Raw genomic sequence first — 19,130 nt, forward strand, 5'->3', positions numbered from 1 at the left:
AACAACTCCACCTCCACCCCCTCAACAACCGGGAGAACAGGAACCACAAGACGGGCCCCCACGGCAGCCGTCCATGGAACAAGCCATGAGGGACTACGCCGCGCGCGCCGGGCTCCGACGTGACGAACACGGCCAACTGGACGTGCTGCACGCCGTGGGCGGTTGGCGCGGGCTGATCGAGGCGGTTCTGCCCGGTCTGATCTTCCTGGTCGTCTTCTTGCTGAGCCAGCAACTGGGCATCGCCCTGATCGCCTCCCTGGCCGCGGCGGCGGGGTTCGCGGTGCTCCGCCTGGCGCAGCGGCAATCGCTCATGCAGTCCATCACCGGCCTGATCGGCGTGGCGGTGTGTGCACTGTTCGCCCGCGCGGGTGGGCAAGCGCTCGACTATTACGTGCCCGGATTCTTCATCAACATTGCGTGGTTCATCGGGCTGTCCATCTCGACAGCGGTCGGGTGGCCGCTACTGGGCGTCTTCTACGGTTACGTGCGCGGTGAAGGCATGGAGTGGCGCAAGGATCGGCAACGCCGCACGGCCTATCAGCGGGCCACGCTGTTGTTGATCGGTATGTTCGCAGCGCGTCTGCTCGTGCAGGTTCCGCTGTACTTCGCGGAGAACGTGGCGGCCTTGGGCGTCACTCGCCTGGTGATGGGCGTTCCGCTGTACGCGTTGGTGTTGTGGCTCGGGTGGATGATGACCCGGCCCGTTCGACCTCCCCGTTAGAGCTCTCGGCGGTGTTGGGGACATCCTGCGCCGTAGTGAACATGGCCCGCAGTTGTTCCTCACCCTCAGCGGTGGAAATGAAGAACAACTCGTCCGACCCTTCCAACACGTCGTCGCCGGAAGGTGTGATGGGGATACCGTCACGGAGGATGGCCACCAGGGCCACCTCGGGCGGCCACGGCACCTGGGACACCGTGGACGCCACCACCGGGTGTTCGCGGGGCACCGTGTAGGCGGCCAGCGTGGCGCCTCCGGTCTGCAAGCTCAACAGCCTCACGACGTCGCCCACCTCCACGGCCTCCTCGACCAGTGCGGTCATGAGCCGCGGAGTCGAAACGGCCACGTCCACGCCCCAAGCTTCGTCGAAGAGCCATTCGTTCTTGGGATTATTCACGCGCCCCACGGTGCGAGGGACGCCGAATTCACTGCGTGCCAGCAATGAGACCACCAGGTTGGCCTTGTCGTCACCGGTGGCCGCCACGACCACGTCCGCGACCTCCGTCTTGGCCCGCTGCAGTACTTCCAGATCGCACGCGTCACCCACGACCCACTGGGTACCCCGCAAATTGGACCGCCCGATGACGTCCGACGTCGCATCGATCACCACGATCTCGTGGCCATGTGAGACCAGTTCACGGGCGATGGAGGATCCGACGGATCCTCCGCCCACCACGATGACTCTCATGACCGCTCCCGTCCGTAACCGCGTTCCTCAGTGGCGGCCAAGGCGACCGCCTCCATGACTTCGTCCGAGGGCGGTTTGGACAGGATCCGGGCCACGTTCTCGACGTCTTCCACGCGCATCATGGCGTGCACGATATCTCCCTGCTGGTAGCTGGAGTCGGAAGCCGGGAGGATTCCTTCCCCGAACCGGGTCACGAAGGCGATCCGCACACCCGCAGCCTCCTCGATACGGCCCAGGTGCAACCCGGACCACGAATCATGCAGCGGAAGCTCGCCCAGCTGCAATCGCCCGGAGGCCTCCCGGAAATCACCGGTGATTGCGTGCTCCGGCAGGATTCTCCGCAACACCTGGTCCGAGCTCCAGCGCACGGACGCAACCGTGGGAATGCCCATGCGCTGATAGAACTCCGCGCGACTGGGATCGTAGATGCGTGCGACCACGTGCTTGACCCTGAACGTCTCCCGGGCAACTCGCGCCGCGATGATGTTCGAGTTGTCACCGCTCGAGACCGCCGCGAACGCATAGGCCTCCTCAATGCCCGCCCGGCGCAACACATCCCGGTCGAAACCGTGGCCCGTGACTTTTTTACCGCCGAAAGAGGGACGGAGCTTTCGGAAGGCCCGATCGTCCTGATCGATGACCGCCACCGTGTGGCCGGAATCCTCAAGGGCGTGCGCAATGGAGATCCCCACGCGGCCGACACCCATGATCACAAAATGCGCCATGTGGCTCAGCATAATTCTCCGTGCTTCGGGACAAGACCCCCGAGAGGTACTAGCGTGTTGAATCGTGCACCTGTCCCAACTTGCCCGCCGCGTCCTCATCGGGAAACCGCTCCACAACGAACGCGCCGGCGGAACCCTGCTCCGCAAACGAGCGGCACTACCGGTGTTTGCTTCCGATGCTCTCTCGTCCGTGGCCTACGCTCCGGACGAGATCGTGTTGACGCTCGCCCTCGCGGGTACCGCGGCCATCGCGATCTCACCCTGGGTGGGGATCGTGGTGCTGGTGGTGCTGATTGTCCTGATCACCGCGTACCGGCAGAATGTGCGGGCCTATCCCTCCGGAGGCGCGGATTTCGAGATCGCGTCCAAGAACCTCGGGCGGCCCTCCGGCGCCATGGTGGGTGCCGCACTCTTGGTGGACTACACACTGGTCGTGGCGGTGTCCATGTCCGCAGCGGCCCAGTACGTGGCCTCGGCGGTGCCATGGTTCGTGGGGCATCAAGCCTGGGTGGCGCTAGGTGGCATCGCCATAGTCGGACTTCTCAACCTGCGCGGGCTCCAATTCATGGGACGGGCGTCCACCGTGCCCACCTACGCATTCGTGGGCGTTGTCCTCATCCTCATCGTGGCCGGGCTGGTACAGAACCTGACGGGGACACTGGACCGAGCGCCGTCGGCGGACTACCAGGTGCTGCCCGCGGCAGGAATGGACGCCGGACTGGTGGGTCTGGCCGGGGCGGTCCTGGTGTTGCGCGCGTTCTCATCCGGTGCGGTGGCCGTGACCGGTGTGGAGACCATTACCAATTCGGTGCCGTATTTCCGCAAACCCAAAGCCCTCAATGCCGCGAGAACCCTCGCGTATCTCGGGGCCTTGTCCACGGTGCTGCTCCTCGGTGTCTTGTATCTCACCCGCGAGACCCGCGCGGTCGTGGTGATGAACGCGGACGAGCAACTGCTGATCAACGGGCAACGCCCGGGCGATGACTTCTTCCAGGTACCGATCCTCGGCCAGCTCGCTCAGACCATCGCCGGTGTGGAGTCGGTGTGGTTCTACGTGCTCGTGGCCGTCACGGTGGGTGTGCTGTTCATGGCTGCCAACACTGCCTTCTCCGGTTTCCCCACCTTGGCCTCCCGACTTGCCAGCGCCGCCTTGCTGCCGCGCCAATTGCAATCGCGTGGGGACCGCTTCGCGTTCACCAACGGCATTGTGCTGCTCTCGATCGTGGCAGCTCTGTTCACCGTGATATTCGAGGCAAACGTCAACAGCTTGATCCAGTTGTACGTTGTGGGTGCGTTCTTCGCGTTCACGCTGACGCAGGCGGGCATGGTGCGGCACTGGGCGCGCGTGCGGCGCACCCGGACCACCAAGGCGACGACCCGCCAGATCGCCGTGCGGCAAGGGGTCGCGGTAGTGGCCCTGATTTTCTGTGCTGCGGTGTTCGTGGTGGTGTTGGCGACCAAGCTCACGCAGGGGGCCTGGCTCACCATTGTGGCCATTGCGCTACTCACACTGTGGATGCGTGCCATCGGCCATCACTACCAATCCGTGGATCGGGAGCTGGAAGTCGACCCGGATTCCCCGGTGCGCGCACTGCCCTCGCGAGTGCACGCGCTGATCGTGGTCACCTCGGTACGCAAGCCCGTGGTGCGCGCACTGACCTACGCACGAGCTTCCCGGCCGTCCACTTTGGAAGCGGTGGTCGTGGACACCGATCGCGCGCGTACCGAAGAAATCTTGCGGCAGTGGCAGCGGCTTGAATTCCCGGTCCCCATCACGGTTCTGGCCTCGCCCTACCGCGACAGCATTGGCCCCGTCATCTCCCACGTGCGGGGGATCCGCAAGAAATCACCTCGCGACTTGGTGATCGTCTACCTGCCCGAATATGTTGTGGGACGCGGTTGGGAACGCTTCCTGCATAATCAGGCCATTCGACCGCTCAAGGCGCGACTGCACTTCGAACGAGGCGTGATGATTGCCTCCGTTCCCTGGCACCTGGAATCGGTGCGCGAACTACGACTCACGGAGAACCAAGGATGACCGAAGATCAACCCGATACTGCCCATGAGCTGACGCTCCGACTCACCGGGGTCGCTCACGGAGGGCACATGGTGTCGCGTTCGCCGGAGGGCCGTGTGGTGTTCGTGCGGCATGGTGCGCCGGGGGAATTGGTCCGGGTGCGCCTCACTGATCAGGGTGAGGATGCCAAGTTCTGGCGCGGGGATGTGGTCGAGGTACTCGAACCTTCAGCGGATCGCCGGGAGCGGCACCCGTGGGCCGCAGCGGACGCGGTGTCGGCCGCTCAAGAAGGTCGCCTGCCCGTGGGCGGTGCAGAATTCGGACATCTGACGCTCGAGGCCCAACGCGAACTCAAGCGCTCCGTGATCGCCGAGCAACTCGATCACCTGGCCGGCATCGATTGGCGGGGCCAAGTAGCAGCGCTCGAGGGCGAATCTGCGGACGGAACCGGTTGGCGGACTCGACTGCACCTGAACGTCACCGAGGACGGTACTGCGGGCATGTACCCGCACCGGTCCAACGACTTGATTCCGATCACGGACATGCCGTTGGCCACCCCGGCTATTCAGGAGTTGGCCCCGTGGCAGCTCTCTGTTCCCGGTGCCGCTCGACTGGACATGGCTGCACCGGCCAACGGCAGCCAGCCGCTGCTGCACGTGAGCCTGCGCCCGCGGCAGGATCCGGACACGGTGTCCGCACTGCGTCGCAGGCTTGCTGAGTGGGGGAGTGAGCACGAAGTCTCGGTGACCGCGCAATCTCCGGAGGACCGAGAGATCCAGACCTGGGCCGGAGAGCCCTCGGTGCGCGAAACTCTCGACCTGCCCGGCGAGGGGCAGTTGACCTGGCGCGTGAGCCCAACCGGATTCTGGCAAATCCACCGCGGGGCCCCGCAGGCCCTGGTCGATGCCGTGCTCACCGCGGCGCAGATCCAACCGGGGGAGACCGTGTGGGACCTCTATAGCGGTGCCGGGCTGTTCACCGCCGCCGCGGCCCGCGCCGTGGGCACTGAAGGTCAGGTCTTCGCGGTGGAGGGATCACCGGTGACTTCCGCCGATGCCCGCGACAATCTTTCGGAAGCCAAGCACGTGCGGGTCACCAGGGGGGACGTAGCCCGGATTCTGACGGGACGTAACCCCGCACGACGCCGCCACGGGGCCTCACGAGGGCAGAAACGTCCTGCGGTGCGCGCGCCCGAGCCTCACGTGGTCATTCTGGACCCGCCACGTTCGGGTGCGGCCAAGGAAGTACTGGCCGCCATTGATGCCGCAGAACCGCACACCATCGTTTACGTGGCCTGTGACCCTGCTGCTCTCGGGCGCGATCTCGGACGGTTGTCACGCCGTGGGTGGAAAGTGACCAACATCAAGGCTTTCGATCTGTACCCGAACACCCATCATGTGGAAGCCGTGGCGGTGCTGCGGCGCAATGAGTGACCCACGGCCGAATCTCCCGGTCAGTGCAAGTGGCACAGGCTACACTGTGGGGTGACCGTTCGTGCGCGCCCGGGATGCTTGAAGGCAGCCCGTTGACAGCTGCGAACGCATTCAAACGGTGGCGAGAGGAGTTCCACACCATGACTGTGGACAGCTTTGGAGCCAAAGGCGTACTCAACGTCGGCGGCACCGACTATGAAATTTTCCGACTCAATGCACTAGAGGGGGCCAAGAAACTCCCTTACAGCTTGAAAGTTCTGCTCGAGAACCTGCTGCGCACCGAAGACGGTGCCAACGTGACCGAGAAGCACATTGAAGCCCTGGCCAACTGGGATCCCGAAGCCCAGCCGAACACGGAGATTCAGTTCACCCCTGCCCGTGTCATCATGCAGGACTTCACCGGCGTTCCCTGCATCGTGGACCTTGCCACGATGCGCGAGGCCGTTGCGGAACTCGGCGGTGACGCATCCCGTGTGAACCCCCTGGCACCTGCCGAGCTGGTCATCGACCACTCCGTGCAGATCGATGCCTTCGGTTCCGTGGACGCGATCGAGCGCAACATGGACATCGAATACCAGCGCAACGGCGAGCGTTACCAGTTCCTGCGCTGGGGCCAGACCGCTTTCGACGACTTCAAGGTCGTCCCCCCGGGCATGGGCATCGTGCACCAGGTCAACATCGAGAACCTTGCCCGCGTGGTCATGACCCGCGAGGTGGACGGCACGGTTCGTGCCTACCCGGACACCTGCGTGGGCACCGACTCCCACACCACCATGGAAAACGGCATCGGCGTGCTGGGTTGGGGCGTTGGCGGCATCGAGGCCGAGGCCGCCATGCTGGGCCAGCCCATCTCCATGCTGATCCCGCGCGTGGTGGGCTTCAAGCTCACCGGCGAGATCCCCTCCGGCGCCACCGCAACCGACGTGGTGTTGACCATCACCGAGATGCTGCGTGAGCACGGCGTGGTCGGTAAGTTCGTGGAGTTCTACGGCGAGGGCGTTGCCGCTGTGCCGCTGGCCAACCGCGCCACCATCGGCAACATGTCGCCCGAGTTCGGTTCGACCGCCGCGATCTTCCCGATCGACGAAGTCACCATGGACTACCTGCGTCTGACCGGCCGCTCCGAGGAGCAGGTCGCACTGGTCGAGGCGTACACCAAGGAACAGGGCATGTGGCACGACCCCTCGGAGGAGATCGCATTCTCCGAGTACCTCGAGCTGGACCTGTCCACCGTGGTTCCCTCGATCGCCGGCCCCAAGCGCCCGCAGGACCGCATCGAGCTCACCCGCTCCAAGCCGCAGTTCCGCGACGACCTCGTCAACTACGTTGAGGGCCAGGAAATCGTCAAGGACCGCAGCGAGAACGGCACCTCGTTCCCCGCCTCCGATTCCCCGTCGCACGATGCGACCGAGGAGCAGGACGCTTCCGAGCGACCCCGTGACCACGAGGCAGAGGATGTCCAGGGTCGCGCGTCCAACCCGGTCAAGGTCAACATGGAGGACGGCCGCGAATTCGAGCTGGACCACGGTGCAGTTTCGATCGCCTCGATCACCTCGTGCACCAACACCTCGAACCCGTCGGTCATGATGGCTGCAGCCGTGCTGGCCCGCAACGCCGTGGCCAAGGGTCTCAAGGCCAAGCCGTGGGTCAAGACCTCTATTGCTCCCGGCTCCAAGGTCGTGACCGAATACTACGAGAAGTCCGGACTGGTCCCGGATCTGCAGGAGCTCGGCTTCTACATCGTGGGCTATGGCTGCACCACCTGCATCGGTAACTCGGGCCCGCTCGAGCCGGAAATCTCGCAGACCATCCAGGACAACGACCTCGCGGTCACCTCGGTGCTGTCGGGTAACCGTAACTTCGAGGGTCGTATCAACCCGGACGTCAAGATGAACTACCTGGCTTCTCCGCCACTGGTCATCGCGTACGCCCTGGCCGGCACCATGGACTTCGACTTCGAGAACGAAGCCCTGGGCCAGGACTCGGACGGCAACGAGATCTACCTCAAGGACATCTGGCCGAACCCGACCGAGGTCCAGGAGATCATCGACCGCTCCATCGAGACCGAGATGTTCACCAACGAATACGGCACCATCTTTGACGGTGACGAGCGCTGGCAGAACCTGGAGACTCCCACCGGTGACGTGTTCGAGTGGGATCCCAACTCCACTTACGTGCGCAAGCCACCGTACTTCGAGGGCATGACCATGGAGACTTCCCCGGTCGAGGACATCAAGGGCGCTCGCGTGCTCCTGAAGCTGGGCGATTCGGTCACCACCGACCACATCTCCCCGGCAGGATCCTTCAAGTCGGACACCCCGGCCGGTAAGTACCTGATCGAGAACGGTGTGGAGCGCAAGGACTTCAACTCCTACGGTTCCCGTCGTGGTAACCACGAGGTGATGATCCGCGGTACGTTCGCCAACATCCGCATCAAGAACCAGCTGCTGGACGGCGTGGAGGGTGGTTTCACCCGCGACTTCACCCAGCCCGACGGCCCGCAGTCCACGGTGTACGACGCCTCCGTGAATTACCAGGAAGCCGGCGTTCCGCTGGTGGTTCTGGGCGGTAAGGAATACGGCTCCGGCTCCTCACGTGACTGGGCCGCCAAGGGCACCTCGCTGTTGGGTGTGCGCGCGGTCATCACCGAGTCCTACGAGCGTATTCACCGCTCCAACCTGATCGGTATGGGTGTTCTGCCGTTGCAGTTCCCCCAGGGCGAGTCCGCTGATTCGCTGGGCCTTGACGGCACCGAGACCTTCGACATCGAGGGTGTGACCGCTCTGAACGAGGGCGAGACCCCCAAGACCCTGAAGGTCACCGCCACCAAGGAAGACGGCTCTACCGTGGAGTTCGACGCGGACCTGCGCATCGACACCCCGGGTGAAGCTGACTACTACCGCAACGGTGGCATCCTGCAGTACGTGCTGCGTCAGATCGCCAAGTAAGGTTCACGTAGCCTGACGACAAGGCCGGTGGTCCCCTCGGGGACCACCGGCCGAGTTGTTTAACCGGGTGCCTGTGCGGTGCTGTCGGTAATGGCGAGTAAGATCGAACGGTACCTCGGGGCAGACCGACAGTGTGCTGTTGACCGACACTGCATTGACCGATCCCGAACTTTCAAAGGCACGGAGAGCACGCATGACGCTTCTGGAGACCATCAAGAGCCCGTCCGATCTGCGAGGACTGGACGCAGCGGCTCTCGAACAACTGGCTGCAGACATTCGCTCGTTCTTGATCACCCACGTCGCGGCCACGGGCGGCCACTTGGGACCCAATCTGGGCGTGGTTGAACTGACCCTTGCCGTGCACCGAGTGTTCGACTCACCGCGCGACTCCATCGTCTTCGACACGGGCCACCAGTCCTACGTGCACAAGCTCCTGACGGGTCGTCAGGACTTTTCCACGTTGCGCCAGCAGGGCGGCCTGGCCGGCTACCCGGATCGCAGCGAATCCGAACACGACATCGTGGAGTCCTCACACGCGTCGTCGTCCCTGTCCTGGGCGGACGGGATTTCGCGCGGCTACCAAATGACGGGCCAGGGGGACCGCCACACCGTGGCGGTGATCGGCGACGGCGCTCTGACCGGCGGCATGGCGTGGGAGGCCGTGAACAACATCGCCTCCGACAAGAACCGCAAGGTCGTCATCGTGGTCAACGACAACGGCCGTTCCTACGCGCCCACCGTGGGTGGCTTCGCCAATCGCTTGCAGGAACTGCAGGCCAGTGTACAACAGGGCGTGGATGCCGTGCGCACCGATCGTCGCTACGAACAGACCATGGAGAAGGTCAAGGGCCTGCTCCAGGAGTCCGGGCATTTGGGCGAGGCCGTCTATCGGGGCCTGCACGGGATGAAGCAGGGCATCAAGGATGTGGTGGTCCAGCAGGGTATTTTCGAAGACCTCGGCATGAAGTACGTGGGTCCCATTGACGGCCACGACCTGGATGCCATGGAACAGGCCCTGAGTAATGCCAAGAATTTCGGCGGGCCGGTCATCGTGCACGCGATCACCGAGAAGGGCCACGGATACCTGCCTGCCCGGTTGGACGAGAACGATCAGTTCCATTCTGTGCCCGTGATCGACCCCTCCACCGGTAAACCGACCGCGACCTCGTCCTCTCGTACCTGGACCCACGTTTTCCGCGACGAGATTGCGGCGATTGCTGATGAGCGCGGGGACATCGTGGGCGTCACCGGCGCCATGTTGATTCCCATGGGCCTGCAAAAGATGCAGCTGGCACACCCCGACCGCGTGGTGGACGTGGGCATCGCCGAGCAGCATGCCCTGACCATGGCGGCGGGAATGGCCTTTGGCGGTCTGCACCCCGTGGTGGGTCTTTATGCGACGTTCCTGAACCGCGGTTTCGACCAGCTTCTGATGGACGTGGCCCTGCACAAGGCCGGTGTGACCGTGGTGCTGGATCGAGCCGGTGTCACCGGTCCTGACGGACCCAGTCACCACGGCATCTGGGACCTCGCGCTGTTGCAGATCATTCCCGGATTGCACTTGGCAGCGCCCCGCGACGAGGCGACCATGGTCGAAGAACTGCGTGAGGCCGTGGTCGTGGAGGACGCACCCACCGTGGTGCGCTACCCCAAGGGAACGGTGGGAGCGCCGTCGCCGGCGTTGGAGCGACTTTCCGACGGCGTGGACATCCTGGTCCGTAACGGCGACCCGACCGAACCGGGCACGGATCGCCGTGACGTGTTGATCGTGAGCGTGGGCGCGATGTGCGGCATCAGCCAGGACGTCTCCGAACGGCTGTCCGCGCACGGTGTGTCTTCCACCGTGATCGACCCGCGCTGGGTGCTCCCCGTGGCGAAGTCCGTGGTGGAACTGGCTGCCCTGCACCGGATCGTGGTGGTCATCGAGGACGGCGTGCGAGCCGGCGGCATTGGTTCACTGATCCGCCAGGAGATGCGCTCGGCCGGAGTGGACACCGCACTCAACGAAGTGGGGCTGCCCACCGAGTTCCTGGCCCACGCGACCCGCGAGCAGATCTTCGAACAGACCGGACTCACCGCGCAGCGGATCGCCCAGAACACGTTGTCTTCCGTACTCGGAACCAGGGTGCCCTATGCCCGGCCGGCGGACGAGGAAAAAGTACGCGCCACCCAGACCAGCCACATGCGGCGGGTGGATGGCGCGTAGCGGGCTCGTCCGAATCTCTCGGACCCCCCGAATCACGTGTAGTTTCAGCCCACGATGATCCGGTCGCCCTGAACGGTCACGGGGTATTCGGTCAGTCCGCTGGTTGCGGGCCCACCCTGGACGTCACCGGTGGCCATGTCGAAGGTCGAACTGTGGCACGGGCACACGTAGGTCTTGTTGGCGGGATTCACCACGCATCCTTCGTGGGGGCACACGGGAGAGAAGGCCTTGAACGTACCTTCCGTCGGTTGGCCCACCACGGCCTGGAGACCGTCCTTCTCGACCTTCAGGCCCTGGCCCACGGGAACCTCCGAGGTGGCCGCTACGTCCACGGGAGAGGCGGGTGCCTGAGGGGTGCTCGAGTCGCTGGTTTCCTCGTCCGAACCACCGCACGCACTGAGTCCGACGGCGGCAACGGATGCCAGGCCCGCAGCACCCATCACACGGCGGCGCGTCGGGAAGACCGGGGCTTCGGACGTTTCGGACTGTTGATGTTGTTCCGTGCTCACTGGGATCCTCTCGCTGGTCTGAGTGTTCCCAGTTTAGGATTTCGACCCTGGCAATTTGGTGCGACTGGCCGGTAGTCAGTGCGTCAACTAGGGGAGCTCGGGTGAAGATCAGTAGGATGTGTACCAGTCAAGGGGTGCCATGATGGCTGCCTCGAAGGAATGAAAGGAATCAAGATGATCAAGCGTCTCGCTTTTGTCGCCGGTTTCGGTGTTGGTTTTGTCGTGGGTTCCGCTTCGGGCCGTAAGAGCTACGAGTCCCTGCGTGAGACCGCCATCAACACCTGGAACGACCCCAAGGTGCAGGACAAGGTTTCCGAGGGCACCGACTGGGTCAAGGCTGAGGTTCCCGTGGTGGGCGGCAAGCTTGCCGACACCGCACAGAAGGCTGCCGGCAACGTGTCCGCCAAGGCTCAGGACGGCGCGTCGGCCGTCAAGGACAAGGCTCAGGGCGGTGCCGCATCGGTCAAGGCCAAGGTCGGTTCCAAGTCGGATTCTGATCTGCCCAAGCCCGCGACCACCGAGAAGGACGTGGACATGGACGCCGCCGAGCCGGCTCCCACCAAGGACGACATGAAGAAGTAATCTTCCCCCGTCACAGACACGTGGCCGCACATCCGGGTGGATGTGCGGCCACTGTCATGTTGTTGCGGGGAGCGGATCTCGTACGGTCCGATGGGTGGGTTGTCGACCGGGTCGGCTCGCTACTCGTCCGTGGCCGAACCAGCCGCGGTTGCGGTGTCAGGACCCGTAGCAGTTCCAGCGGCTGCGCCGTCGGCCTGCTTCTCTGCGCGGCGCTGCGCCCGCAGTTCACGCCATGTGCTTCCGATGACCGGGGCAACCTGCTCGACCTGCCACTGCCTGACACCCAATTCCGACAGTCGCTGGGCCACGGCCTCATCGGCCGTAGAGCGCGGCGGCTGCCAGCAGAAGCGGCGCAGTAATTCCGGTGTGACCAGATTCTCGGTGGGCATCCCCAGAGTTTCCGCGTGTTCGGCCACGGCAGGTTTGATGGCCTTGAGCCTGGCGGCCGCTTCCGGGCGCTTGCTGTCCCAGCCTTTGACCGGGGGCAACGCGTCCGAGGGAAAATTGTGGGGTACGGGATCTTCCGTGAGCCGTGCCTCCTGGACTGCTGTCAGCCAGCGCGGGGCTTCTCGGGATGCCGAGCGACCGTGGAAGCCAGGAGTCGCCAGCAACTGCGGCACCGTGCGGGGCATGGCGTTCGCGGCGGCAACGATGGCCGAATCGGGCAGGAGTCTGCTGGGGGAGAGGTCCTTGTGCTTGGCCAGGTTTTCGCGGGCTGTCCAAAGGTTACGGACGGCGGTGAGCTTGCGACGTCCGCGGACATTACCGATTCCGTGAGTGCGGCGCCACGGGTCCTTACGGGGCGGTGGTGGGGGTGCCGTGCGCACCGCTTCGAATTCCTGCCGGGCCCACTCAAGTTTCCCGGCTTCGACCAAGCGCTCTTCCGTGGCCCAGCGCAGCTGGACCAGCACCTCCACGTCGAGGGCGGCGTAGTTGAGCCAGTCCTGGGGCAGCGGACGTTTGGACCAGTCCACAGCGGAGTGTTCTTTGGACAGCGTGAACCCCAGTAGCTCTTCGGTCATGGAGGCCAAGCCCACTTTGCGCAGTCCGAGCAGCCGACCACCCAGTTCCGTGTCGAACAAAACGTCGGGGGTCATGTCCAGGTCCCGCAGGCAGGGCATGTCCTGGGTGGCAGCGTGCAGCACCCATTCGACGCCACTCAGGGCCTCGTTGACGCTGGCCAAGGACCCTACGGCCTCCGGGTCGATCAGAATGGTCCCGGCGCCTTCGCGGCGGATCTGGACCAGGAACGCGCGTTGGCCGAAACGGAACCCGGATGCGCGTTCGGTGTCGATGGCCACGGGGCCGGTGGCCTCCGCGAGTTGCTCCGCGGCCCGTGCCAAACCGCGTGCGGTGTCCACTACGCGGGGAATGCCGTCCGCAGGGCCGTGCAGGTGAACCGTAGCCGGGACATGAAAGTCCTCGAACCCGTCAACCACCACTTCGGTGGACGAGGGCTTCCGCGTAGGCCTGGAAGATTGATCACTCACGGTGTTAATGAGAATTCCTGACGAATGGATCGACAACTGTTTTCGTCTACCGTACTGCCACTGAACCCGTCAGTAGGTGTGACCCACTACAAATACGTCACGCCTTCGCTGTACGGGGGGAGTCCCGTGGCCGTGCACAGTAGTTCTGACCAGGCTTCCACGTGCGCGGCCGCCCAGTTCCCGGGATCGCCCCCGGTCAAGGGCGTCCAGGAGGCGCGTACCTCGATCTCCACGCTGTCCGTGTTCTCCCGCAGGGAACCGAAGCCTTTTTCCATGGTGCGTGAGGCGGTGCCGCCCTCGGCCGTGTACTGAGCGCCGCTGCCATCCAGTGCATCAGTCAGCCATGACCAGCTGACGTCGGTGAGCAGCTCGTCGCGGCCGATCTCCAGATCCATGTGGGCCCGGAACCAGCTGACAATCCGAAAGGGGCCGCCCCACGGTTCGGGCCGGGACGGGTCGTACAGCAAGACGAACCGGCCCGTGGTGGGTGCCTGCGTCTGTTCATGGCTACGCATGGCACGGAGCGTGCGGCGTTGAATGCGGCCCACCTCCGCCGCAAGGGATACGGCGTGGGGTGCCAGGCTGCTGGGCGGCGCGATCCGGGCCAATGAGACTTCCGGGCGAGTTCGTGCACGACCGAGAGATCGCACTGCCGTGCGAAATTCCTCCGGGGTGCTGTTCAGCTCGCTTACCGCGCTCACAAGGCTCACATTAGCCAGTGAGCCGGTGGAGGTGAGGGGAGCCACGCCGTGAGATGAGTCGACGACTTCGCTGGACGATCAGTAACCGCTCAGTAGCCTTGACCGCCCCTACTCGCCCTGCGCGTCCGGTACCAAGCGCATGGATACGGAGTTGATGCAGTACCGCAGATCGGTGGGCGTGTTGAAACCCTCGCCCTCGAAAACATGGCCCATGTGGGAATCGCAGGCCGCGCAGCGAACCTCCACGCGCTTCATCCCCATGGATGAGTCCTCGATGTAGCGGACCCGGTCTTCGGCCAGCGGCTCAAAGAACGAGGGCCAGCCGCAGTTGGAGTGGAACTTGGTGGTGGAACGGAACAGCTCGGCACCGCACGCGCGACATTCGTAGACGCCGGTGGTCTCGGTGTCCACGTACTCCCCGGTGAACGGGCGCTCGGTCCCACCCTGACGCAGCACCTGGTACTCGGTGGGGGACAGCATTTCGCGCCACTGGGCATCGGTGCGGGCCGCGGACTGGGCGGAGACCGCCTCGTTGGTGGAGTTCTCAGACATTTCTTCTCCGTTTCGTAGTTGGCTACTGAGTGGCCAGCGTCGCAGCTGGCATCACAAATCGGGCCACTGGGTACAACAGTTCACCGGGCTCGAATATGCCCGCCGGTAGTGCCCAGGGTCCACGTGCCAGAATGACGATATGGCTTCCCTTTTGAGTCCATCCGGAGATGCCCCTGCCCGCTCATGGCGACACGGTGCCATCGTGGGCGCCACGGCAAGTATTGGCGCGGCTTCCGCGACATTCGCGCTGTCGAGTGGGCTGGCGGCACTTATTGCGCGCCAGGTGGTGGTGCCGCCCAAGGTCGGGGGCAAACTCACCGTGTTGAAGCTCGAGAATGACCCGAATTCCGGGCAGCCGCTCATCACGTTACCCGCCAACTCGGACACTCGGGCCGCAGGAACCTACGCTCTGCGGTTCGATGAAGGCCAGAGCATGGCCCGCATCGGATTTGTCGTGCGGCAGAACCACAACACGGTGACCCGCTTGGTGGAACGGGTCTATCGAGGCGACTTGGAAGAAGGCAAGAAGGGCTGGTGGACCGGTACGGTCTATGCACGCCCCGGCGATGCCGGCCTGGCCTTCGAAAAGGTCGACGTGGCCACGGACCTCGGTCCCGCGCCAGCATGGGTGATCCCCGCGGACGGTGACACTGACCGTGCGCGGCACGAAGGCGCATGGGCCGTCATGGTCCACGGGCGTGGTGCGCAACGCATGGAGTGTATTCGCGGTGCCAGGGCCGCGCACGAGCTCGGGTTGCACAGCTTGATCGTGTCCTACCGCAATGACCGAGAAGCTCCCGCAACCCAGGACAACCGCTACGGACTGGGATTCACCGAGTGGGAGGATGTCGAGGCCGGTATCGAGTACGCGCTGGCTCGCGGTGCAACGGACATCGTGCTGTTCGGGTGGTCCATGGGTGGTGCCATTGTGCTCCGCACCCTGGAGCTGACCCAGCACCGCAATAAGGTCCGAGCGGTGGTGCTGGACGGCCCGGTGGTGGATTGGTTCGAACTGGTGGCCCACCAGGCCAAGATCCATCGCATTCCCCGCCGCATCGGCCGCATGGCCACGGACTTGATCTCGCACAAGCTCGGTCCCAAGGTCACCGGCTTGGCCGCGCCTCTGGATTTGCACGCGTTGGATTGGCTGTCCCGCTGGGAGGACATCACCACGCCCACGCTCATCCTGCACTCCACCGATGACGAGGTAGTCCCGGTGGAGGGTTCGGTGCACCTGGCCGAGCTCAGCCCGTTCGTGGACTTCGTGGGTTTCGCAGGCGCGCGTCACACCAAGGAATGGAATATCGACCGCAAGCGCTGGGAGCGTGCCGTGCGCGAATGGCTGCCCACCAAGCTCAAGCGGCCAGCGGTGCGTAGCGCCCGTCCGTCAGCCTGAGCAGGTCGGCGGGGGACAGCTCAACGTCCAGACCTCGCTGCCCGCCTGAGACCAAGACGGTCGGTAGGTCTTGGGCGGATTGATCCAGCAGAGTGGGCGAGGGGATCTTCTGGCCCAGTGGCGAGATCCCGCCCACCACGTAGCCGGTGCGGGTTTGCGCCGCCGACGGCGTTGCGAGACTCGCTTTCTTCCACCCCAGTTCCCGAGCGGTTGCCTTCAGGTCCACCGTGGCACTGACCGGGACCATGACCGTTGCCCAGTTCTTCTCGTGCGTCACCATGATGGTTTTGAAGACGCACGCAGGATCCTTGCCTAGAGCCTGCGCCGCTTCCAACCCAAACGATTCCGCGCGCGGATCGTGCTGGTAGGGCAGCGCCGCATAGCTAACCCCGGCGGCGTCGAGCATCGCCAGTGCTGCCGTAGCGGCGTGCGATGCCCGAGCCCCGGGGCGTTTACGAGCCATGATCAGCCCGCGGAGTGAGCCGCTTGCTGCTCCCGGACCTGGCGTTTGATCCGACCCAGCATGGCTGACATTCCGCGCATCCGCAGCGGGGACACCAACTTGGTCAGCCCGAAGCGCTCGGGCAGGTCATCGGGGATGTCCAACACGGTGGACGCGGGGAGGCCGTCCAATCCTTCGTACAGGATGGAGGCGAATCCGCGCGTGGTGGGAGCCTCCGCCGGTGCGGAGAAGAAGATGTTCACCCCGGGATCCTCGGCACCTTCTTGGAGTTCCACGGCCAGGAACAACGGTGACTGGCACTCCACTACCTGCTCGAGTTCCTCCGGGTGTTCGCCGTACCGGGCGGGCAACTCGGGAAGGGAACGAGAGAACTCGAGAAGGAGCTGGAGCTTGTCAGGTTCCGGAACGGCGTCGAAATCCTCGATGAGCTCTTGGACCTGGTTGGGCAATTCTTCGTTGGTCACCGGGCACCCTCCGGAGCTTCTCCGCGAGCCTCGCCCTGGGCCACGGGCACGCGCACAGCGTTGCCCCACTCGGTCCAGGAACCGTCGTAGTTGCGGACCTTGTCGAAGCCCAGCAGGTGGGTGAGCACGAACCACGTGTGGGAGGAACGCTCGCCGATGCGGCAGTAAGCAATGATGTCGTCGCCGTCGGACAGGCCCACTTCCTCTCGGTAGATGGCGTCCAGCTCGTCGCGGGACTTGAACGTGGCGTCCTCCGCCGCAGCGCGAGCCCACGGGACGGACGCCGCGGTGGGGATGTGGCCGCCTCGCAGGGTGCCCTCCTGGGGGTAGTCCGGCATGTGGGTGCGCTCGCCGGTGTACTCCTGCGGGGATCGCACGTCGATCAGCGGGGTCTTGCCCAGGTTGTCCAGGACGTCCTCGCGGTAGGCGCGAATCACGGAGTCATCGCGCTCGACCACGGGGTAATCGGTGGCGGTGACCTCGGTCTGGTCGGTGGTGAGTTCGCGGCCCTCGGCAACCCACTTGTCACGACCGCCGTTCATGAGGCGGACATCCTCGTGGCCGAACAAGGTGAAAACCCACAGGGCGTAGGCAGCCCACCAGTTGGACTTGTCGCCGTAGACCACGATCGTGTCGTCGCGGGAAATGCCCTTGCGGGACATGAGCTCCGCGAACTGCTTGCCGTCCACGTAGTCGCGGGTATCCGGTTCGTTGAGATCCGTGTGCCAATCGACCTTCACCGAACCGGGGATGTGACCGGTTTCGTACAACAGGACGTCCTCATCGGATTCGACAACCACCACACCGGGCTTGCCAATGTTGTCGGCCACCCACTGGGTGGAAACCAGCCGCTCGGGATGGGCGTACTGGGAGAAATCCTGATTGCTCTCTGCTTCCACGGGCATGTGGAGTACTCCTCGTGTGTAGACGTGCGCGTCACTGCGCGCGGGACTTGATTTCCAGCGTAGTGCGCTCGCCGCGGGCTATGCATGCGAGAAAGCTGCAACCAGGGGCTGTAGCGCGCGTGTTCACCACGGGCTGACCGGTAGCATCGGGGCAGGAGCAGTTACGCTGCTCGGAATCCGTACCGATCGATGCCGTCCGGTGCCCGGTGCCCTGACTTCTGAGGGCCGTGGCGCAGCGGGCAGGGAGGCCCCTCACGTGAGCATGCACACTGAACACCTCGTGGAGCGAAATCCGCGCGTTTCCGGCCACGAGTTGCTGGACGGTTTCCGTCCGTCCGAACGCTTCGGGGAGGTCTCTTTCGACACGTACCGGCCCGATCCTTCCCAGCCCTCGCAGGCGGAGGCCGTGGAGAAACTCAAGGCGTTCGCAGCGGGTGTGGGTGGCGGCCAGTCTTCCGGCAACGGTTTCTTCTCCAAGCTGTTCGGCGGGGGAGGCGGCCAGAAGGGCACCTCCGCCCAGGGCATTTACCTGGATGGTGGCTTCGGCGTGGGCAAGACCCACCTCCTGGCATCACTGTGGCACGCGGTTCCCGGCCCCAAGGCGTTCGGCACGTTCGTGGAGTACACCAACCTGGTGGGTGCCTTGACCTTCCGCCACACCGTGGAGGCGCTCAAAGACTACAAGCTCGTGTGCATCGACGAGTTCGAGCTCGATGATCCGGGGGACACGGTCCTGATGTCCCGTCTCATGCGCGAACTCGCCGACGCCGGCGTCAAGCTCGCGGCCACCTCCAACACGCTGCCCGGTTCGCTGGGCGAGGGCCGGTTCGCGGCCCAGGACTTCCAACGCGAGATCCAGGTGCTGTCCTCCCAGTTCGACGTCGTACGGATCGACGGCGAGGACTACCGCCACAGGGGCCTTCCCGAAGCGCCCCAGCCCCTCGCCGACGACGCCGCTCTTGAAGCAGCTGCCGAGCAAGCCTTCTCGGGAAAGACCGTTGCGATCGATGATTTCGACGCGCTGGTCGAGCACCTGTCCCGTGTGCACCCGTCCCGCTACCGCGCGCTGATCGACGGTCTGGACGCGATTGTGTGGCGCGGGGTGCGCACCATTGATCAGCAGGCCGTGGCACTGCGGTTCGTGGTGTTGGCCGACCGCCTGTATGACAAGGACTTGCCGATCCTCTCGACCGGTGTGCCCTTTGACCGGGTCTTCACCGAAGAAATGATGTCGGGTGGTTATCAGAAGAAGTACTACCGTGCCGTGTCCCGTCTGACGGCGCTCGCTCGTGAGGGCGGCGAGGCCTGAGTCCTACAGGGCTTTTCTCCAGTC

Annotated in this window: 17 protein-coding genes; 8 read left to right on the forward strand and 9 right to left on the reverse strand. The window is 64.5% G+C overall.

The features are described 5' to 3' along the window. The first annotated feature begins 85 nt into the window (after nucleotides 1-85). Complete coding sequence (locus tag ABD283_RS06775) at nucleotides 86-721, forward strand: DUF3159 domain-containing protein (RefSeq protein ID WP_344224221.1); 636 nt, start codon at nucleotides 86-88, stop codon at nucleotides 719-721. On the opposite strand, the gene ABD283_RS06780 is transcribed toward ABD283_RS06775, so the two are convergent. Together ABD283_RS06780 and ABD283_RS06785 are read right to left on the reverse strand one after the other, a co-directional pair. Next, nucleotides 633-1,406 carry a potassium channel family protein gene (locus tag ABD283_RS06780; RefSeq protein ID WP_344224222.1) on the reverse strand — a complete coding sequence of 258 codons (774 nt, stop codon included), beginning with the start codon at nucleotides 1,404-1,406 and terminating at the stop codon, nucleotides 633-635. The genes ABD283_RS06775 and ABD283_RS06780 overlap by 89 nt on opposite strands. After that, the gene (locus ABD283_RS06785; RefSeq protein WP_344224223.1) at nucleotides 1,403-2,131 is read right to left on the reverse strand and encodes a potassium channel family protein; all 729 of its coding nucleotides are present in this window, start codon (nucleotides 2,129-2,131) and stop codon (nucleotides 1,403-1,405) included. Before ABD283_RS06785 ends, ABD283_RS06780 begins: the two co-directional genes overlap by 4 nt. A gap of 64 nt (nucleotides 2,132-2,195) precedes the next feature. Between ABD283_RS06785 and ABD283_RS06790 the strand changes: the two genes are divergently transcribed. The 4 genes from ABD283_RS06790 (at nucleotide 2,196) to dxs (ending at nucleotide 10,735) form a co-directional block, all read left to right on the forward strand. Beyond that, on the forward strand, nucleotides 2,196-4,169 hold the full coding sequence (locus tag ABD283_RS06790) for an APC family permease (protein ID WP_344224224.1): 1,974 nt from the start codon (nucleotides 2,196-2,198) through the stop codon (nucleotides 4,167-4,169). Further along, nucleotides 4,166-5,581 carry a class I SAM-dependent RNA methyltransferase gene (locus ABD283_RS06795; protein WP_344224225.1) on the forward strand — a complete coding sequence of 472 codons (1,416 nt, stop codon included), beginning with the start codon at nucleotides 4,166-4,168 and terminating at the stop codon, nucleotides 5,579-5,581. The genes ABD283_RS06790 and ABD283_RS06795 overlap by 4 nt, the downstream gene beginning before the upstream one ends. Nucleotides 5,582-5,721: 140 nt before the next feature. After that, the gene (gene acnA, locus ABD283_RS06800; protein WP_344224226.1) at nucleotides 5,722-8,529 is read left to right on the forward strand and encodes an aconitate hydratase AcnA; all 2,808 of its coding nucleotides are present in this window, start codon (nucleotides 5,722-5,724) and stop codon (nucleotides 8,527-8,529) included. A 193-nt stretch (nucleotides 8,530-8,722) separates the two neighbouring features. Next, on the forward strand, nucleotides 8,723-10,735 hold the full coding sequence (dxs, locus tag ABD283_RS06805) for a 1-deoxy-D-xylulose-5-phosphate synthase (RefSeq protein ID WP_344224227.1): 2,013 nt from the start codon (nucleotides 8,723-8,725) through the stop codon (nucleotides 10,733-10,735). A gap of 44 nt (nucleotides 10,736-10,779) precedes the next feature. Here the strand turns inward: dxs and ABD283_RS06810 are convergent, their stop codons facing one another. Next, nucleotides 10,780-11,244 carry a Rieske (2Fe-2S) protein gene (locus ABD283_RS06810; RefSeq protein WP_344224228.1) on the reverse strand — a complete coding sequence of 155 codons (465 nt, stop codon included), beginning with the start codon at nucleotides 11,242-11,244 and terminating at the stop codon, nucleotides 10,780-10,782. 174 nt (nucleotides 11,245-11,418) lie between these two features. Between ABD283_RS06810 and ABD283_RS06815 the strand changes: the two genes are divergently transcribed. Further along, nucleotides 11,419-11,826 carry a hypothetical protein gene (locus tag ABD283_RS06815; RefSeq protein WP_344224229.1) on the forward strand — a complete coding sequence of 136 codons (408 nt, stop codon included), beginning with the start codon at nucleotides 11,419-11,421 and terminating at the stop codon, nucleotides 11,824-11,826. A 119-nt stretch (nucleotides 11,827-11,945) separates the two neighbouring features. Here the strand turns inward: ABD283_RS06815 and ABD283_RS06820 are convergent, their stop codons facing one another. The 3 genes from ABD283_RS06820 to msrB form a co-directional block, all read right to left on the reverse strand. Beyond that, complete coding sequence (locus tag ABD283_RS06820; RefSeq protein ID WP_425552818.1) at nucleotides 11,946-13,265, reverse strand: HRDC domain-containing protein; 1,320 nt, start codon at nucleotides 13,263-13,265, stop codon at nucleotides 11,946-11,948. A 137-nt stretch (nucleotides 13,266-13,402) separates the two neighbouring features. After that, nucleotides 13,403-14,017: a DUF3000 domain-containing protein gene (locus tag ABD283_RS06825; protein ID WP_344224231.1), complete on the reverse strand. Its 615-nt coding sequence runs from the start codon at nucleotides 14,015-14,017 to the stop codon at nucleotides 13,403-13,405. 108 nt (nucleotides 14,018-14,125) lie between these two features. Then, the gene (msrB, locus tag ABD283_RS06830) at nucleotides 14,126-14,569 is read right to left on the reverse strand and encodes a peptide-methionine (R)-S-oxide reductase MsrB (RefSeq protein WP_344224232.1); all 444 of its coding nucleotides are present in this window, start codon (nucleotides 14,567-14,569) and stop codon (nucleotides 14,126-14,128) included. Nucleotides 14,570-14,708: 139 nt separating this feature from the next. Here msrB and ABD283_RS06835 point away from each other — a divergent pair, with 139 nt between their 5' ends. After that, nucleotides 14,709-15,965, forward strand: a complete 1,257-nt coding sequence (locus ABD283_RS06835) for an alpha/beta hydrolase family protein (RefSeq protein WP_344224233.1) — start codon at nucleotides 14,709-14,711, stop codon at nucleotides 15,963-15,965. On the opposite strand, the gene ybaK is transcribed toward ABD283_RS06835, so the two are convergent. From ybaK to ABD283_RS06850, 3 genes are read right to left on the reverse strand one after another with little or no spacing between them, the layout of a single operon-like run. Further along, nucleotides 15,925-16,428 carry a Cys-tRNA(Pro) deacylase gene (gene ybaK, locus ABD283_RS06840; protein ID WP_344224234.1) on the reverse strand — a complete coding sequence of 168 codons (504 nt, stop codon included), beginning with the start codon at nucleotides 16,426-16,428 and terminating at the stop codon, nucleotides 15,925-15,927. The genes ABD283_RS06835 and ybaK overlap by 41 nt on opposite strands. Before the next feature lie 2 nt (nucleotides 16,429-16,430). Further along, the gene (locus ABD283_RS06845) at nucleotides 16,431-16,892 is read right to left on the reverse strand and encodes a SufE family protein (RefSeq protein ID WP_344224235.1); all 462 of its coding nucleotides are present in this window, start codon (nucleotides 16,890-16,892) and stop codon (nucleotides 16,431-16,433) included. After that, nucleotides 16,889-17,797, reverse strand: coding sequence for a sulfurtransferase (locus ABD283_RS06850; protein WP_344224236.1), 909 nt, complete (start codon nucleotides 17,795-17,797; stop codon nucleotides 16,889-16,891). The genes ABD283_RS06845 and ABD283_RS06850 overlap by 4 nt, the downstream gene beginning before the upstream one ends. 262 nt (nucleotides 17,798-18,059) lie before the next feature. Here ABD283_RS06850 and zapE point away from each other — a divergent pair, with 262 nt between their 5' ends. After that, entirely contained in the window at nucleotides 18,060-19,106 is a 1,047-nt protein-coding gene (zapE, locus tag ABD283_RS06855; RefSeq protein WP_344224517.1) for a cell division protein ZapE, read from the forward strand. The last annotated feature ends 24 nt before the right edge of the window (nucleotides 19,107-19,130 follow it).

The organism is Kocuria atrinae, assembly GCF_039531425.1.
Taxonomy (GTDB): Bacteria; Actinomycetota; Actinomycetes; order Actinomycetales; family Micrococcaceae; genus Kocuria; species Kocuria atrinae.

Coding starts and splice junctions, on each gene's coding strand:
- ABD283_RS06850 (WP_344224236.1), bottom strand. CDS start 17,797: ATGCCCGTGGAAGCAGAGAGCAATCAGGATTTCTCCCAGTACGCCCAT.
- msrB (WP_344224232.1), bottom strand. CDS start 14,569: ATGTCTGAGAACTCCACCAACGAGGCGGTCTCCGCCCAGTCCGCGGCC.
- ABD283_RS06780 (WP_344224222.1), bottom strand. CDS start 1,406: ATGAGAGTCATCGTGGTGGGCGGAGGATCCGTCGGATCCTCCATCGCC.
- ABD283_RS06795 (WP_344224225.1), top strand. CDS start 4,166: ATGACCGAAGATCAACCCGATACTGCCCATGAGCTGACGCTCCGACTC.
- acnA (WP_344224226.1), top strand. CDS start 5,722: ATGACTGTGGACAGCTTTGGAGCCAAAGGCGTACTCAACGTCGGCGGC.
- zapE (WP_344224517.1), top strand. CDS start 18,060: ATGCACACTGAACACCTCGTGGAGCGAAATCCGCGCGTTTCCGGCCAC.
- ybaK (WP_344224234.1), bottom strand. CDS start 16,428: ATGGCTCGTAAACGCCCCGGGGCTCGGGCATCGCACGCCGCTACGGCA.
- ABD283_RS06785 (WP_344224223.1), bottom strand. CDS start 2,131: ATGGCGCATTTTGTGATCATGGGTGTCGGCCGCGTGGGGATCTCCATT.
- dxs (WP_344224227.1), top strand. CDS start 8,723: ATGACGCTTCTGGAGACCATCAAGAGCCCGTCCGATCTGCGAGGACTG.
- ABD283_RS06775 (WP_344224221.1), top strand. CDS start 86: ATGAGGGACTACGCCGCGCGCGCCGGGCTCCGACGTGACGAACACGGC.
- ABD283_RS06815 (WP_344224229.1), top strand. CDS start 11,419: ATGATCAAGCGTCTCGCTTTTGTCGCCGGTTTCGGTGTTGGTTTTGTC.
- ABD283_RS06835 (WP_344224233.1), top strand. CDS start 14,709: ATGGCTTCCCTTTTGAGTCCATCCGGAGATGCCCCTGCCCGCTCATGG.